Origin of the sequence: Actinacidiphila yanglinensis, from assembly GCF_900107965.1 — a bacterium.
Taxonomy (GTDB): domain Bacteria; phylum Actinomycetota; class Actinomycetes; order Streptomycetales; family Streptomycetaceae; genus Actinacidiphila; species Actinacidiphila yanglinensis.
In genome coordinates this window covers 339,562-355,385 of the sequence record NZ_FNVU01000004.1, presented here as the reverse complement: position 1 = coordinate 355,385, position 15,824 = coordinate 339,562, and the positions used below count along the sequence as shown (strand labels likewise).

Sequence of the window (15,824 nt, the reverse complement as noted above, 5' to 3'; positions counted from 1 at the left end):
ATCCTGCCCACTCGGCAGGCTGCCGGTATGACCCAGTTCGCCGATCCGGCCGCACCGCGGCCCGGCTCCTCCGGCCCGCCGGACCCGCCGGAACCGCCGGAGTCACAGCCCACTCCCGCCCGCTCCACCTGGCGGCGGATGCGCGTGTGGGGTATCGCCCACGCCGTCGACGACCTCTACCAGGGCCTGGTCCCGGCGAGCGTGCCGTACTTCGTCCTGGACCGGCACTACGGCTACGTCGCCGCGTCCGGCCTCACCCTCGCCGCCACACTCGGCAGCGCGGTGCCGCAGCCGTTCATCGGGCTCGCCGTGGACCGGATGCGGCTGGACTGGCTCGCGGCGGCGGGCGTGGCGCTCGCGGGGCTCGGGCTCGGCCTGTCCGGGATCGTCCCGTCGTACGCCGCCGTGTGGTGCCTGATCCTGCTGTCGGGGCTGGGCATCGCCATGTTCCACCCCGCCGCCGGGAAGTCGGCGCGCGAGGACGCCGGGGACAGCGCCGCCGCGATGAGCGTGTTCGCGGCCGGTGGCAGCGTCGGCTTCTTCCTGGCGCCGGTGCTCGCCACGCCCGCGCTGATCGCCTGGGGGGTCGGCGCGACCGCGCTGTTCGTCCCGCCGGCCGTGCTGACCGCGTTCGTCCTGCTGCGCCACCGCCGCCGGCAGGCCGTACCCGGGGCGCGGGCGGTCCGCGACGGGACGGACCGCTGGGGGCCGTTCGCGGTGCTGACCGGTGTCGAAGTGGTGCGCTCGGTGGCCTTCTTCGGCGTCAACACGTTCATCGAGCTGTACTGGATCCGGCACCTGCACGCCTCCCGGGGGCTGGCCGGGGCCGCGCTGACCGGGTTCCTCGCGGGCGGCGTCGGCGGCACCCTGCTGGGCGGGCGGATCGCGGACCGGATCGGCATGGTCCGCACCGTGCAGATCGGGGGCGCCCTCGCCCTGCCCATGCTGGCGGGGCTGCTGCTCACCCCGGGCGCCGTGGCCCCGCTGCTCTTCGCGGTCCTCACCGGCGCCTGCCTCAACCTGCCCTTCGCGGTGCTGGTCAAGCTCGGCCAGGACTACCTCCCGACCCGCCCCGGCACGGCCGCGGGCGTCACCCTCGGGCTCGGGGTCAGCGTCGGCGGCCTGCTCTCCCCCGTCCTCGGCCTCATCGCCTCCGCCCACGGGCCGCGCGGCGCCCTCGCGTCCCTCCTCGTCATCCCGCCGCTGGCCCTGGCGCTGGGCCTGCTGCTGCCCGAGCCGTCGCCTCATCGGCCCGGCTGACCGGTCGCCCGGGTGACGGCCTCGCTGAGACCTGGGCGGTCCGGGGGCGCGCGGCACCCGCCTTGACAGCCGTACCGCCGGTGGCAGAGTTGAGCCGTGGGCAATGATCACCAGGGCGCCTCGGACCCGTTCGTGCGGGTCAGGGGCGCGCGGGTGCACAACCTGGCCGCGGTGGACGTCGACGTCCCCCGTGACGCGCTGACCGTGTTCACCGGGGTCTCCGGTTCGGGCAAGTCGTCGCTGGCGTTCGGCACCCTCTACGCCGAGGCCCAGCGGCGCTATTTCGAGTCGGTCGCGCCGTACGCCCGCCGGTTGATCCAGCAGGTGGGCGCGCCGAAGGTGGAGGAGATCACCGGGCTGCCGCCGGCCGTCGCGCTCCAGCAGCGGCGCGGCACACCCGGCTCGCGCTCGTCCGTCGGCACCGTGACCACCCTGTCGAACCTGCTGCGGATGCTCTTCTCCCGCGCCGGGACCTATCCTCCGGGCACCACCGGGCGGCTGGACTCGGACGCGTTCTCGCCCAACACCGCGATCGGCGCGTGCCCGGAGTGCCACGGCCTGGGCGCCGTGCACCGGGTCACCGAGTCCTCGCTCGTCCCCGACCCGTCGCTGAGCATCCGCGAGCACGCGATCGCCGCCTGGCCGGGTGCGTGGCAGGGGAAGAACCTGCGCGACGTGCTGGACGCGCTCGGCTACGACATCGACCGGCCGTGGCGGGAACTGCCGCAGGAGGACCGGGACTGGATCCTCTTCAGCGACGAGCAGCCGGTGGTCACGGTGCACCCGGTACGGGAGGCCGGCCGCATCCAACGGCCGTACGAGGGCCGGTTCATGAGCGCGCGGCGGTACGTGATGCGCGCCTTCTCCGAGTCGAAGAGCGCCGCGACCCGGCGCCGCGTGATGCGGCACCTGGAGAGCGCGGTGTGCCCGGTGTGCGGCGGCAAGCGGCTGCGGCCGGAGGCGCTGGCGGTCACCTTCGCGGGGTACGACATCGCCGAGTTGGCCCGGATGCCGCTCTCCGACCTGGCCGAGGTGCTGCGCAAGGCGGCCGGCGCGGCCGCGACCGACCCGGAGGACGCCCGGGCCGGTTCCGGCGAGGCCACGGTGTCCCTGGCCGGTGACCTGGTGGCGCGGATCGGTGTACTGGTCCGTCTGGGCCTGGGCTACCTCGGCATGGACCGCGCCGCCCCGACGCTCTCGCCCGGGGAACTCCAACGCCTGCGGCTGGCCACGCAGTTGCGCTCGGGGCTGTTCGGTGTCGTGTACGTCCTCGACGAGCCGTCCGCGGGGCTGCACCCGGCGGACACGGAGCCGCTGCTGGAGGTCCTGGACCGGTTGCGGGCGGAGGGCAACACGCTGTTCGTCGTGGAGCACGACATGGATGTGGTGCGCCGCGCGGACTGGGTGGTGGACGTCGGCCCCGGCGCGGGCGAGTACGGCGGGCGGGTGCTCTACAGCGGTCCGGTGCGGGGGCTCGCGGAGGTGGCCGGTTCGGCGACCCGGGAGTACCTGTTCGGGGCCGGCGCCGCTGCCGAGGAGCCCGGGCCGCGCGAGCCGCGCACGCCGGTCGGCTGGCTGCGGCTGCGCGGGGTGAACCGGCACAACCTGCGGGACCTCGACGTGGACGTGCCCTGGGGGGTGTTCACCGCGGTGACGGGCGTCTCGGGCTCGGGGAAGTCGACACTGGTCAGCCAGGTGCTGGCGGAGGTGGTCGAGGCGCGGCTGCACCCGGACGGCGAGGCGGCCTCCGAGGAGGAGGTCGCGGGGGCCGAGGACGGGGACGACGCCTGGCAGCCCGAGGCGGCCGGCCCGGACGCCGCCGGCCCGAGCGTGCGGGAGGTCGATGGCGCCGGGACCGCCGACCGCCTCGTCCGCGTCGACCAGCGGCCGATCGGACGCACCCCGCGCTCCAACCTGGCCACGTACACCGGCCTGTTCGACGCGGTACGCCGGGTATTCGCCGCCACCGACGAGGCACGCGCCCGCGGCTACACCCCGGGCCGGTTCTCCTTCAACGTGGCCTCCGGGCGCTGCGAGACCTGCCAGGGCGAGGGGTTCGTCGCCGTCGAACTGCTCTTCCTGCCCGGCACCTACGCGCCCTGCCCGACCTGCCACGGCGCCCGCTACAACCCGGAGACCCTCGACGTCACCTACCGGGGGCGGAACATCGCCCAAGTGCTGGACATGCCGGTCGACACCGCCGCCGGGTTCTTCGCGGACGTCCCCGCGGCGGCCCGCAGCCTGGGCACGCTGCGCGACGTGGGCCTGGGCTACCTGCGACTCGGCCAGCCCGCCACCGAGTTGTCCGGCGGGGAGGCGCAACGCATCAAGCTCGCCACGGAGTTGCAGCGCATCCGCCGCGGCCACACCCTCTACCTCCTCGACGAGCCGACCACCGGGCTGCACCCGGCCGACACCGACCTGCTGATGCGGCAACTGCACGGCCTGGTCGACGCGGGCAACTCCGTCGTGGTGGTCGAGCACGACATGCGGGTCGTCGCCGGCGCGGACTGGGTGCTCGATCTGGGGCCGGGCGCCGGGGAGAACGGCGGCCGCGTGGTGGCCTCCGGCCCGCCCGCCGCCATCACCCGCACCCCCTCCAGCCGCACCGCCCCCTACCTGGCGAAGCAATTGGGCCGCCCCTGACCCTCCAGGGTGCCCCGTCCTGCCGGTCGAGGGACCTTGCGGTCCGCGGTGGCTTGTCGCGCAGTTCCCCGCGCCCCTGGCTTTGTGCGGCTCTTTCCGCGAAAAGAGGGTCACCACCCCCTGTGGGTGCGGGTCCCTCCGTGTAAAGAGGGCAACCACCAAGGGGCGCGGGGAACTGCGCGAGCAACCGGCCACCGGCAGGTGGTCCCTCAACCGGCAGGACGGGGCACCCCGGAGGGTCAGGGACACCCTGGAGATCAGGGGCGCTTCCTGCGGCGCAACCCCGCTTCGGTGAGCCGCCGCACCAGCTCCTTGCTCCCCACCTCGACCGCCCCCAACCGCACCGCCTCAAGATAACTACTCGAGGGAACGTCGTAGTGATCCCGCTCGAACGCCCGCGCCGGCGCCCCCAACCGCCGCGCGAACACGTGCAGTTCGTCGTAGGAATGATCACTCACCAGGTGCGACCAGACCCGCCCGTGACCGGGCCAGGTCGGCGGGTCGATGTACACCGTCATCCGCGCGTCACTCCCCCAGCGCGCCGACCGGGGCGACCGCCTCGCCCCGCGCCTCGCACACCCAGTGCGGGTCCGCGCCGAGCTCCGGCTCCACCGCGAGGGCGTGCGGGTCGTCGCACAGCGGGCACAGCGGCCAGCGGCCGTGCGTCTCCAGCAGCGCGTCCTGCATGTCCTGGGCGAGCAGCCCCGGCACGAACTCCGCGCCCTGCGGCCACTGCTCCAGCCACCACCGGCGCTTGCTCAGCGCGTCCTCGAGCAGCGAGACGATCTCGGCGTCGGCGACACCGCGCGCCTTCATGTCGGACAGGACACGGGCACGGGCATCGTGGAGGACGGCTTCCATCCCTCCATTGTGCAGCGGGTCGCGGCGGACACCCGGCGAGGCGGGGTTGACGTGGGCGGAGGGTGAAAATACCTTTCAGAGGGTGACCTATAGCGTGAAGGAAACTTTCTCCCCGAGCGCCCGCGCCCTCCGGGGCGTACCCGGCGCGCCCGCACCCGTCACGGCCCCCGACCCGGGGGCCCTCGCGGCCAAGGTCCGCACCCTCGCGCCGTCGATGACCCGCTCGATGCAGCGGGTCGCCGAGGCCGTCGCGAACGACCCGGCCGGCTGCTCCCACCTCACCGTGACCGCCCTGGCGGTCCGCACCGGAACGAGCGAGGCGACGGTCGTCAGGACCGCGCGGCTGCTCGGCTACCCCGGCTACCGCGACCTGCGGCTGGCCCTGGCCGCGCTGGCCGCGCACCAGGCCACCGGCGCCGCCCCCGCCGTCACCGCCGACATCGCGGTCGACGACCCGCTCTGCGACGTCGTCACCAAGCTCGCGCTGGAGGAGCAGCAGACCCTTGCCGACACCGCCTCCCAGCTCGACATGGCTCAACTGGAGGCCGCCGTGGCCGCGCTGGCGGTGGCGCGGCGGATCGACGTGTACGGCATCGCCGCGTCCGGCCTGGTCGGGCAGGACCTGGCGCAGAAGCTGCTGCGCATCGGGCTCATCGCCCACGCGCACGTCGACCCGCACCTGGCGGTCACCAACGCCGTGCAACTGCGGCCCGGGGACGTCGCGCTGGCGATCACCCACTCCGGCACCACCCAGGACGTCATCGAACCGCTGCGGGCCGCCTTCGACCGCGGCGCCACCACCATCGCGATCAGCGGCCGGGCGGACGGCCCCGTCACGCAGTACGCCGACGTGGTGCTCACCACCTCCTGCTCGCGGGAGAGCGAGCTGCGGCCGGCCGCGATGTCCAGCCGCACCAGCCAGCTCCTGGTCGTGGACTGCCTGTTCATAGGCGTCGCCCAGCGCACCTACGACGAGGCCGCGCCGGCGCTGTCCGCCTCCTACGAGGCACTGGCCCACCGGCACACCCACCGGGCACCCCGCCCGAGCTGACCGGCGGCGGCCCGCGCCCCGATCCACCCGGCTCCGCCCACCCCGTGTCCCCCTACGCCGCCGCCACGGCACCGATCGCGCAGCACCCATCCCCCCGCATCGCACCAGTCCACCCGAGAAGGATGAACGAGCCGCACATGACCGACCAGTACACCGAGTTGCGCCGGGAGTTGGAAACGCTCACCACGGAGGCGTTCCGACCCGAACTCGCCGAGATCGACCGGCTGTCCACACTGGAGATCGCGCGGATCATGAACGGTGAGGACATCACCGTGCCGGCGGCCGTCAGCCGGCAGCTCCCGGGGATCGCCGCCGCCATCGACGGGATCGCCGCGCGCATGGGCCGTGGCGGCCGGTTGATCTACGCCGGCGCGGGCACCGCCGGCAGACTCGGCGTGCTCGACGCGAGCGAGTGCCCGCCGACCTTCAACACCACGCCCGGGCGCGAGGTGGTCGGCCTGATCGCGGGCGGGCCCGAGGCCATGGTGACCTCGATCGAGGGCGCCGAGGACAGCAAGGAGCTCGCGGCGGCCGACCTGGAGGCGCTGGGGCTGACCGAGGCCGACAGCGTGGTGGGCATCTCCGCGTCCGGGCGCACGCCCTACGCCCTCGGCGCGGTCGAGGCCGCCCGCGGGATCGGCGCGCTGACCGTCGGGCTGTCCTGCAACGAGGGCTCGCCGCTGGCCGCCGCGGCCGACCACGGCATCGAGATCGTGGTCGGACCCGAACTCGTGGTCGGCTCCACCCGGTTGAAGGCCGGCACCGCGCAGAAGCTGGTGCTCAACATGCTCTCGACGATCACGATGATCCGGCTCGGCAAGACCTACGGCAACCTGATGGTCGACGTCCGCGCGTCCAACGAGAAGCTGCGGGCGCGGTCGCGGCGCATCGTCGCCCTCGCGACCGGCGCGCCCGACGCCGCGATCGAGGCGGCGCTCAGCGCGACCGACGGCGAGGTGAAGCCCGCGATTCTGACGTTGCTCGCGGAGGTTGACGCCTCCACCGCGGTGCGGCTGCTCGCCGCGTCCAACGGGCACCTCCGCGAGGCGCTTCAGGCGGCGCCCTGACCCCCAGGGTGCCCCTGCCCGCCGATTGAGGGACCACCTGCCGGGGGTGGGTTGCTCGCGCAGTTCCCCGCGCCCCTGGAAGTGCTCGGCTCCTTCCGGGTCAAGCCAGGTGGAGCCGTACATACCAAGGGGCGCGGGGAACTGCGCGACAAGCCACAGCGGACCGCAAGGTCCCTCAACCGACCCAAACAAGGCACCCTCGGAGGGTCAGGGGCCCCCGCGCGAGTGGACGTGCATGATGGGGGCATGAGCGATCTGAATGAAGTGGCCGTGCGGACCCTGGCCGGCGAGGAAACGACGTTCGGCCGGCTGGCCGCGGGCAAGGCCGTGCTGGTGGTGAACGTCGCCAGCAAGTGCGGGCTGACCCCGCAGTACGCCGCGCTGGAGGAACTGCACAAGGAGCTGTCCGGGCGGGGTTTCACGGTGATCGGCTTCCCGTGCAACCAGTTCGGCGGGCAGGAGCCCGGCACGACCGAGGAGATCGCGGAGTTCTGCTCCACGACCTACGGCGTGACCTTCCCCATGACGGACAAGATCGAGGTCAACGGCCCGAACCGGCACCGCCTCTACGACACCCTGACCGGCCACGCGGATGCGGAGGGCGAGGCCGGCGACATCCAGTGGAACTTCGAGAAGTTCCTGGTCGACCCGGCCGGCAAGGTGGTCGCCCGCTTCCGCCCCGGTATCACCCCGCAGGACACCGCGCTGCGTTCCGCGGTCGAGGCCGTCCTCCAGGGCTGAACTCCCGGTCCCATCCGGCCTCCTGGCCGCCGCCTCGCCGCCCCGGAAGGAAGCACCCCGCGGATTCGGGTGCCCTTCCGGGGCCGGGGCCCGTACGGTTCGGGTATGGCGGGTGGGGGGATCACCGAGCGGTGGCCGTCGGAGGACGCCACCGTCATCTGGTACGAGAAGCGGGAGCGGGGGCCGTTCCTCCGGTTCGTCGGGGTCGTGCTCGCCCTGCTCGGGGGCGGCCTGGCGTGGGCGCTGACCACCACGCACGCGACGGCCTGGCGGTGGGTCGAGGTGGGGCTGTTCGCCCCGGCGATCGCCTTCATGCTGATCGGTGGCACGGCGGGCGCGCTCATGGTCAGGAACCGGTTCGTCTTCGACGCCACCGGCTGGTGGTGGCTGGTCGACGACAAGGTCGCCGTGGTGCCGTGGGAGTCGCTGGCCGGCGCCGGGGTCTACTGCTCGGGCGGGACGGCCGCGAAGCCCCAGTACGCCACCCTGGAGCTCTTCCCGCGCGGGGAGTTCGACCGGGACGACCCGGTGCTGTGGAAGCTGGTCCGGGACGAGGACCCGCCCCTGCCGGGCCTGTCCCGGCTGCGCTACCGCCTCCACCTGCAGCGCCTGGTCGCCCTCCTGCCGGACGTCGAGGCGGCGGCCCGGCAGTACGCCCCGCCCGACCTGTGGTTCGGACGGGTGTGGAAGGAGAGGGACTACGTCCCCGGGCATCCGGACCGCAGGGGCCACCGCCGCCGCCTGCGGGAGCGCGCCGCGGGCCTCCCGGCGGCACCGTCCGACGCCGTGCCGTCCGGCGCCGTCCAGGGCGGCAACGGACCCGAGGACACGGTCCCTGCCGGGAGCGACCCCACCGACCGTGAACCCGCCGACCGCGAACCCACCGACCGCGAACCCACCGACCGGCCGGGCTGAACCTCCGTGTCACCGAGGGCGGTTGGCGCAACGCGCGACGGCGCCCCCTCCCGGACGGGGAGGGGGCGCCGTCGTGGCGTGCTGGACGGTGATCCCGGGGGATCAGAAGTCCATGTCACCGCCGGGCATGCCACCCGGGGCGCCCGCGGGGGCCGCCTTCTCGGGCTTGTCGGCGATGACCGCCTCGGTGGTGAGGAAGAGCGCGGCGATGGAGGCCGCGTTCTGCAGTGCGGAGCGCGTCACCTTCGCCGGGTCGATGATGCCCTCGGCGACCAGGTCGACGTACTCGCCGGTGGCCGCGTTGAGGCCGTGGCCGGGGGTCAGGCCGCGCACCTTCTCCACCACGACACCGCCTTCGAGGCCGGCGTTGACCGCGATCTGCTTCAGCGGGGCCTCGAGGGCGATCTTGACGGCGGCCGCACCGGTCGCCTCGTCACCCTCCAGCTCCAGCTTCTCGAAGACGGAGGTCGCCTGGAGCAGGGCCACGCCGCCACCGGCGACGATGCCCTCCTCGACGGCGGCCTTCGCGTTGCGCACCGCGTCCTCGATGCGGTGCTTGCGCTCCTTGAGCTCGACCTCGGTGGCGGCACCGGCCTTGATGACGGCCACGCCGCCGGCCAGCTTCGCCAGGCGCTCCTGGAGCTTCTCGCGGTCGTAGTCCGAGTCGCTGTTCTCGATCTCGGCGCGGATCTGGTTGACCCGGCCCGCGACCTGCTCGGTGTCACCGGCACCGTCGACGATGGTGGTCTCGTCCTTGGTGATGACGACCTTGCGGGCACGGCCCAGGAGGTCGAGACCGGCGTTCTCGAGCTTGAGGCCGACCTCCTCGGAGATGACGGTGCCACCGGTGAGGATGGCGATGTCGCCGAGCATGGCCTTGCGGCGGTCACCGAAGCCCGGGGCCTTGACGGCCACGGACTTGAAGGTGCCGCGGATCTTGTTGACCACCAGGGTGGAGAGGGCCTCGCCCTCGACGTCCTCGGCGATGATCAGCAGCGGCTTGCCGGACTGCATGACCTTCTCCAGCAGCGGGAGCAGGTCCTTCACCGCGGAGATCTTGGAGTTGACGATCAGGATGTAGGGGTCGTCCAGCGACGCCTCCATCCGCTCCAGGTCAGTGGCGAAGTAGGCGGAGATGAAGCCCTTGTCGAAGCGCATGCCCTCGGTGAGCTCGAGCTCGAGACCGAAGGTCTGCGACTCCTCGACGGTGATGACGCCTTCCTTGCCGACCTTGTCCATGGCCTCGGCGATCAGCTCGCCGATCTGGGTGTCGGCGGCGGAGATGGAGGCGGTGGAGGCGATCTGCTCCTTGGTCTCCACGTCCTTCGCCTGGTCCAGCAGGGCAGCGGAGACGGCCTCGACGGCCTTCTCGATACCGCGCTTGAGGGCCATCGGGTTGGCACCCGCGGCTACGTTGCGCAGGCCCTCCTTGACCAGGGCCTGGGCCAGGACGGTCGCGGTCGTCGTGCCGTCACCGGCGACGTCGTCGGTCTTCTTCGCGACTTCCTTGACCAGCTCGGCGCCGATCTTCTCGTACGGGTCCTCGAGCTCGATCTCCTTGGCGATGGACACACCATCGTTGGTGATCGTGGGGGCTCCCCACTTCTTTTCGAGGACCACGTTCCGGCCCTTGGGGCCCAGGGTGACCTTGACGGCGTCGGCGAGCTGGTTCATCCCACGCTCAAGGCCGCGCCGTGCCTCCTCGTTGAAGGCGATGATCTTGGCCATGGTGAAGTGTCCTCCGCGGACTGGGTTGTTTGCGCTCGGGACCGTGTGGTGCCCGCGACGGACGACCCGCCGGCCGCCGGTTCCTTCCCGGCACCCGCACGACCCTCACCGACCCGGCCCTGCTGTCACTCTCACGTGGAGAGTGCTAACGCCAATGATTAGCACTCACCCCCCGCGAGTGCAAGCGCCTCCGGGGTGCCCACCGCCCCCGCGCAGGCCACCGGGCCGGAACCGCGACGGAAAACGAGGGAGCCGCACCCCCGTGGGGATGCGGCTCCTCCGTGTGAAAGGTCGCGTCGATGGCCGAACGCGCCGTGAAGTCAGCCGGCGAGACGGACCATGTCCGCCTGCGGCCCCTTCTGACCCTGCGAGATCTCGAACTCGACCCGCTGGCCTTCTTCGAGGGTGCGGTACCCGTCCATTTGAATCGCGCTGTAGTGGACGAAGACATCCGCACCACCGTCGACCGCGATGAAGCCGTAGCCCTTCTCCGCGTTGAACCACTTGACGGTGCCCTGAGCCATTCCTAACTCCCCTATTGCTGGCCCTGTCGCGGCCCCGCACTTCACGGGCCCGGGTCAGACCTCACCCGTCCGTGGACCCCTTACCGCCGGGCGGTGGGGCCTCTGGGGGGCGTGCGCCGGAACGCGTCGACCGCGGCTGAATGTATCTGCACGGATGCCGTCTGCAACAGGTCAATCGGACGAGAATTCTTGGCACGACCCATCGGAAATAGTCCGAGAAAAAACGATAAGCCCGGGCAATTCGGGCCGGACATAAAGGGCGAAGCGGAGAATTCGTTCGTGAATTTGGCGATAAATCGCCGGACCGGCGTGCGATCGGCGTACGTCCGCCGCGCGATTGCCTCCGGCAACTGTACAACTCTTCAACTACTGCCCCGGCACACGGATGCCCCGTCCACCCGAAGGGGTGAACGGGGCACAAATCGCCAGAACCCGCACCGCCCGGCCCAACTACGGCCGGGCGGCGGCGGGTTCAGTTGCCGCGAGGAGGTTCAGCCACCGGCCACGGCGGGAATGATCGAGACACTCGCGCCATCCGGCACGGCCGTCTCCAGCCCTTGGGAAAATCGCACGTCGTCGTCGTTGACATACACGTTCACAAAACGTCGCAGCTTTCCGGCGTCATCGAGTACCCGCGCCGAAATACCCTTGTGCGCGCGTTCCAGCGAGTCGATCACCTCGGCGAGGGTGGAACCCTCGGCAGGCACCTCGGCCTGTCCGCCGGTGTAGGTGCGGAGAATGGTGGGGATACGTACGGAAGCACTCATGCGAGGCCAGCCTCTCGGAACGCGGCAAGGGTCGGGCGGATGGTCGCGGTCGGTCCGGTGGTCGGCGCCACCGCGTCCAAGGTCTTCAGTCCGTCGCCGGTGTTGAGTACGACGGTCTCGGCGGCCGGGTCGAGTTGCCCGGACTCGATCAGCTTCTTCAGCACGCCGACGGTCACCCCGCCCGCGGTCTCCGCGAAGATGCCCTCGGTCCGCGCGAGCAGCTTGATCGCGTCCACGATCTGCTCGTCGTTCACGTCCTCGACGGCGCCCCCGGTGCGGCGGGCGATGTCCAGCACGTAGGGGCCGTCCGCCGGGTTGCCGATCGCCAGCGACTTGGCGATGGTGTCCGGCTTCACCGGCCGGACCACGTCGTGCCCGGCCTTGAAGGCCGCCGACACCGGCGAGCATCCCTCGGCCTGGGCACCGTAGATCTTGTACGGCTTGTCCTCGACCAGGCCGAGCGCGATGAGCTCCTTCAGACCCTTGTCGATCTTGGTGAGCTGGGAGCCGGACGCGATCGGGATGACCAGGTTGTCCGGCAGCCGCCAGCCGAGCTGCTCGGCGATCTCGTACGCGAGCGTCTTGGAACCCTCGCCGTAGTACGGCCGCAGGTTGACGTTCACGAAGCCCCAGCCCTCGCCGATCGGGTCGCCGATCAGCTCGGAGCAGAAGCGGTTCACGTCGTCGTACGAGCCCTCGATGCCGACCAGTTCACCGCCGTAGACCGCGGCCATCACGACCTTGCCGGCCTCCAGGTCGTGCGGGATGAACACGCACGAGCGCAGCCCGGCCCGGGAGGCGGCGGCGCCGACCGCGCCGGCCAGGTTGCCGGTGGAGGAGCACGACAGCGTGGTGAGGCCGAAGGTGCGGGCCGCCTCCAGCGCGATCGCGACCACCCGGTCCTTGAAGGAGTGGGTGGGGTTGCCGGAGTCGTCCTTGACGTGCAGTCCGCCGGTGATGCCCAGTTCGCGGGCAAGGTTGTCGGCCTTGACGAGCTTGGTCCAGCCGGGGTTGATGTTCGGCTTGGTGGCGACGTCGGCGGGCACCGGCAGCAGCGGGGCGTAGCGCCAGATGTTGGTCGGGCCGGCCTCGATCCGGGCGCGCAGCGCCTCGGGGTCACCGGTCGGCAGGTCGTACGCCACTTCGAGCGGCCCGAAACACTCCAGGCACGCGAAGACCGGGCTCAGCGGGTAGCGGGTGCCGCACTCCCGGCAGGACAGTGCCGCGGCCGGCCCGAAGGGGGCGGGGGCGCCGGAGGCGGAGTCGGTGGTGCTTGCGGTGGTTTGCACAGCCATGGCAGGCGAGGCCCTTTCTCCTCATCTTCCTCGGACGCGGGCGCGCCACGAGACGGAATTGGCACCTTCCCCACCGTGCGTGACCTCGCGGTCGGCGGGAGGGTTGCCGGGGCTTCAACGGGCCGTTCCCTCTGCCCCTCTGGATGAGCGGTATGGCGACCGGGTCGGTGCGGACCGCACCCGGCGCGTTTGTCCCGCGCGGCACCCCCGGCATGCGGTGGGCTCACGCGTTGTTCAAGACTGTAACCGACACGGGCGGCGGTGCAGAGAGTCGTCCGCACCGCGAGATGGATCGCACGCCGGACAGCGGGTCGGCGCGGAGGAGAGGACGCACGTGCTCGACGAGGTGGAGCACTGGCTGCACACCCGGTCCTGGTCGGCCGCGGACCGGCCGCTGGACCGGCTGCTCGCCGCGAAGCGCGCGGCCGGCGCGCAGGGCACGGTCAGCGTGGTCCTGCCCGCGCTGGACGAGGAGGCCACCGTCGGGGACATCGTGGCGGCGATCCGCCGGGACCTGATGTGCGAGGCGTCTCCGCTGGTGGACGAGGTGGTCGTGGTCGACTCCGGCTCCACCGACCGCACCGCCGAGCTGGCCGCCCGGGCCGGCGCCCGCGTGGTCGACCGGGACACGATCCTGCCGCGGCTGCCCTCGCTGCCCGGCAAGGGCGAGGTGCTGTGGCGCTCGCTGCTGGTGACCGGCGGCGAGATCGTCTGCTTCGTCGACGCGGACCTGCGCGAGTTCGACACGTCCTTCGTCTCCGGGATCGTCGGTCCGCTGCTCACCGATCCCGAGGTGCAGCTGGTCAAGGCGATGTACGACCGGCCGCTGGAGACCGGCGGCACCGTGCTGCCCGCGGGCGGCGGGCGCGTCACCGAACTCGTCGCCCGCCCGCTGCTCAACATGCACTGGCCGCAGCTGGCCGGCTTCGTCCAGCCGCTCGGCGGGGAGTACGCGGCCCGCCGCTCCCTGCTCGAACGGCTGCCCTTCCCGGTGGGTTACGGGGTCGAACTCGGCATGCTCATCGACGCGTTGGGCCTGGTCGGCCTCGACGCCCTCGCGCAGGTCGACGTCGGCGTGCGGCACCACCGGCACCAGGACGGCCAGGCGCTCGGCCGGATGGCCGCGGCGATCTACCGCACCGCCCAGTCCCGGCTCGCCCGCGGCCACCTCGTCCGGCCCCGCCTCACCCAGTTCGACCGCGGCGAAGCCGGTTTCGTCCCCAGCACCCACCCCGTCGACACGGAGGAACGGCCCCCGATGTCCGCGATCCCCGAGTACCTCTCCCGTCCCGCCGCGTAAACCCTCCCGCCTGCCCCGTCCGCGGTGTTGCGGGACCTCGCGGTCCGCTGTGGTTGCCCGCGCAGTTCCCCGCGCCCCCGGCCTGGCTTCGCCGGGGGCGCCCCCACCCAGCCGCCAGGCTGGGGGAGAACTGCGCGAGCAACCCACCACCGACAGGTGGTCCCGCGACCGGCAGCACCCACCCACCCCGGGGGGTCCGGGTTTGAGCCGCGCAGCAAATGGCTAGGCTCGCCGCATGGAGGGATCTTCGCAGGGGGCCCCGATCCTGGTCGCCTCGAACCGCGGCCCGGTCTCGTACACCGTCGCATCGGACGGCACCCTGACCAGCCGGCGCGGAGGCGGCGGCGTCGTCTCCGGGCTGAGTGCGATCGGCCCGGACGCAGGCTCCGTGTGGGTGTGCGCCGCCCTCTCGGACGGCGACCGTGAGGCGGTGCGGCAGGGCGTCGCCGAGCCCGGCGTGCGGATGATCGCGATCGATCCCGACGTCTTCCACGCGGCGTACAACGACATCGCGAACTCGGTGCTGTGGTTCGTGCACCACCTGCTCTACCAGACCCCGTTCGAGCCGGTCTTCGACGAGACCTTCCGCGACCAGTGGGCCGCCTACGAGGCGTACAACCAGGCGTTCGCCGACGCGCTCGCGCAGGAGGCCGCCGAGGGCGCCGCGGTCCTGGTGCAGGACTACCACCTCGCGCTGGTGCCCGGGCTGCTCCGCGAGCGCCGCCCCGACCTGCGGATCGGCCACTTCTCGCACACCCCGTGGGCGCCGCCCGACTACTTCCGGCTGCTGCCGGACGACGTGGCGCGGCCGCTCCTCGAAGGCATCCTCGGTGCCGACCGCGCCGCGTTCCTCACCCGCCGCTGGGCCGGCGCGTTCGCGGCGTGCTGCGCCGACGTGCTGGGCGCCGAGGTCGCCGCCGACGGCGGCTCCGTCACGTACCGGGGCCGGACCACCCGGCTCGGCGTGCACGGGCTCGGCGCCGACGGGGCGTTCCTGCGCGAGCGGTCGCAGCGCCCGGACGTCGAGGAGCGGATGGCCGCGCTGCGGGCGGAGGCCGGGCCGGGGCGCCGGCTGATCGTGCGGGTGGACCGGACCGAGCTGTCCAAGAACATCGTGCGCGGGCTGCACGCCTACCGGCAGCTCCTCACCGACCACCCGGGATGGCGCGAGCGCGTCGTGCACGTGGCCTTCGCCTACCCCTCGCGCCAGGACCTGGCGATCTACCGGGAGTACACCGCGGAGGTGTCCCGGGTCGCGACGGCGATCAACGAGGAGTTCGGCACCGACGGCTGGACGCCGGTCATCCTCAAGGTCGACGACGACTTCGCCCGCTCGCTCGCGGCGTACCGCCTGGCCGACGTGGCCCTGGTCAACCCGATCCGGGACGGGATGAACCTGGTCGCCAAGGAGGTCCCGGTCGTCTCGGACCAGGGGGTGGCGCTGGTCCTGTCCCGCGAGGCGGGCGCCTTCGAGGAACTGGGGGACGACGCGTTCACCGTCAATCCGTACGACATCCGCGCCACGGCCGTCGCGCTCAACCTCGCGCTGACCCTGCCCGAGGCGGAGCGCGCGGACCGGACGAAGCGCCTCGCCGCCGCGGCCACCGCCCTCCCGCCGAGCCGCTGGTTCCTCGACCAGCTGGACGCGATCGGCGGCTGACAGGGCCGC

At 72.4% G+C, this 15,824-nt stretch carries 14 protein-coding genes and 1 riboswitch; of the genes, 8 read left to right on the top strand and 6 right to left on the bottom strand.

What is annotated here, in order from left to right; all coding sequences use genetic code 11:
• Positions 1–27: 27 nt before the first annotated feature.
• Both C4U44_RS11430 and C4U44_RS11425 read left to right on the top strand, forming a co-directional pair.
• A complete protein-coding gene (locus C4U44_RS11430; RefSeq protein WP_103885589.1) occupies positions 28–1,260 on the top strand; it encodes an MFS transporter in 1,233 nt (410 codons plus the stop codon).
• Between the two features lie 96 nt (positions 1,261–1,356).
• A complete protein-coding gene (locus tag C4U44_RS11425; RefSeq protein WP_103885588.1) occupies positions 1,357–3,906 on the top strand; it encodes an excinuclease ABC subunit UvrA in 2,550 nt (849 codons plus the stop codon).
• 257 nt (positions 3,907–4,163) lie between these two features.
• On the opposite strand, the gene C4U44_RS11420 is transcribed toward C4U44_RS11425, so the two are convergent.
• Entirely contained in the window at positions 4,164–4,424 is a 261-nt protein-coding gene (locus C4U44_RS11420; RefSeq protein ID WP_103885587.1) for a DUF4031 domain-containing protein, read from the bottom strand.
• A gap of 7 nt (positions 4,425–4,431) precedes the next feature.
• The gene (locus tag C4U44_RS11415) at positions 4,432–4,767 is read right to left on the bottom strand and encodes a hypothetical protein (RefSeq protein WP_103885586.1); all 336 of its coding nucleotides are present in this window, start codon (positions 4,765–4,767) and stop codon (positions 4,432–4,434) included.
• 82 nt (positions 4,768–4,849) lie between these two features.
• On the opposite strand from C4U44_RS11415, the gene C4U44_RS11410 reads away from it, so the two are divergent.
• The 4 genes from C4U44_RS11410 to C4U44_RS11395 all read left to right on the top strand — a co-directional run bounded on the left by C4U44_RS11410 (position 4,850) and on the right by C4U44_RS11395 (position 8,541).
• Positions 4,850–5,818, top strand: a complete 969-nt coding sequence (locus C4U44_RS11410; protein WP_103885585.1) for a MurR/RpiR family transcriptional regulator — start codon at positions 4,850–4,852, stop codon at positions 5,816–5,818.
• Between the two features lie 122 nt (positions 5,819–5,940).
• Positions 5,941–6,885 (top strand): N-acetylmuramic acid 6-phosphate etherase, encoded by a 945-nt coding sequence (gene murQ / locus C4U44_RS11405; protein ID WP_200823213.1) that lies wholly within the window; start codon positions 5,941–5,943, stop codon positions 6,883–6,885.
• A 246-nt stretch (positions 6,886–7,131) separates the two neighbouring features.
• Positions 7,132–7,626: a glutathione peroxidase gene (locus C4U44_RS11400; RefSeq protein WP_103885583.1), complete on the top strand. Its 495-nt coding sequence runs from the start codon at positions 7,132–7,134 to the stop codon at positions 7,624–7,626.
• Positions 7,627–7,731: 105 nt separating this feature from the next.
• On the top strand, positions 7,732–8,541 hold the full coding sequence (locus C4U44_RS11395) for a hypothetical protein (protein ID WP_146088242.1): 810 nt from the start codon (positions 7,732–7,734) through the stop codon (positions 8,539–8,541).
• 102 nt (positions 8,542–8,643) lie between these two features.
• Here the strand turns inward: C4U44_RS11395 and groL are convergent, their stop codons facing one another.
• From groL to thrC, 4 genes are all read right to left on the bottom strand, one after another.
• Complete coding sequence (gene groL / locus C4U44_RS11390) at positions 8,644–10,269, bottom strand: chaperonin GroEL (protein WP_103885581.1); 1,626 nt, start codon at positions 10,267–10,269, stop codon at positions 8,644–8,646.
• Between the two features lie 320 nt (positions 10,270–10,589).
• Positions 10,590–10,793 carry a cold-shock protein gene (locus tag C4U44_RS11385; RefSeq protein WP_009339379.1) on the bottom strand — a complete coding sequence of 68 codons (204 nt, stop codon included), beginning with the start codon at positions 10,791–10,793 and terminating at the stop codon, positions 10,590–10,592.
• Between the two features lie 491 nt (positions 10,794–11,284).
• Entirely contained in the window at positions 11,285–11,560 is a 276-nt protein-coding gene (locus tag C4U44_RS11380; protein WP_103885580.1) for a ubiquitin-like small modifier protein 1, read from the bottom strand.
• On the bottom strand, positions 11,557–12,855 hold the full coding sequence (gene thrC, locus C4U44_RS11375) for a threonine synthase (RefSeq protein ID WP_103885579.1): 1,299 nt from the start codon (positions 12,853–12,855) through the stop codon (positions 11,557–11,559). Before thrC ends, C4U44_RS11380 begins: the two co-directional genes overlap by 4 nt.
• Before the next feature lie 18 nt (positions 12,856–12,873).
• Positions 12,874–13,005, bottom strand: a riboswitch (SAM riboswitch).
• A gap of 184 nt (positions 13,006–13,189) precedes the next feature.
• On the opposite strand from thrC, the gene C4U44_RS11370 reads away from it, so the two are divergent.
• Complete coding sequence (locus tag C4U44_RS11370) at positions 13,190–14,155, top strand: glucosyl-3-phosphoglycerate synthase (protein WP_103885578.1); 966 nt, start codon at positions 13,190–13,192, stop codon at positions 14,153–14,155.
• Positions 14,156–14,390: 235 nt separating this feature from the next.
• Positions 14,391–15,815, top strand: a complete 1,425-nt coding sequence (locus tag C4U44_RS11365; protein ID WP_103885577.1) for an alpha,alpha-trehalose-phosphate synthase (UDP-forming) — start codon at positions 14,391–14,393, stop codon at positions 15,813–15,815.
• The last annotated feature ends 9 nt before the right edge of the window (positions 15,816–15,824 follow it).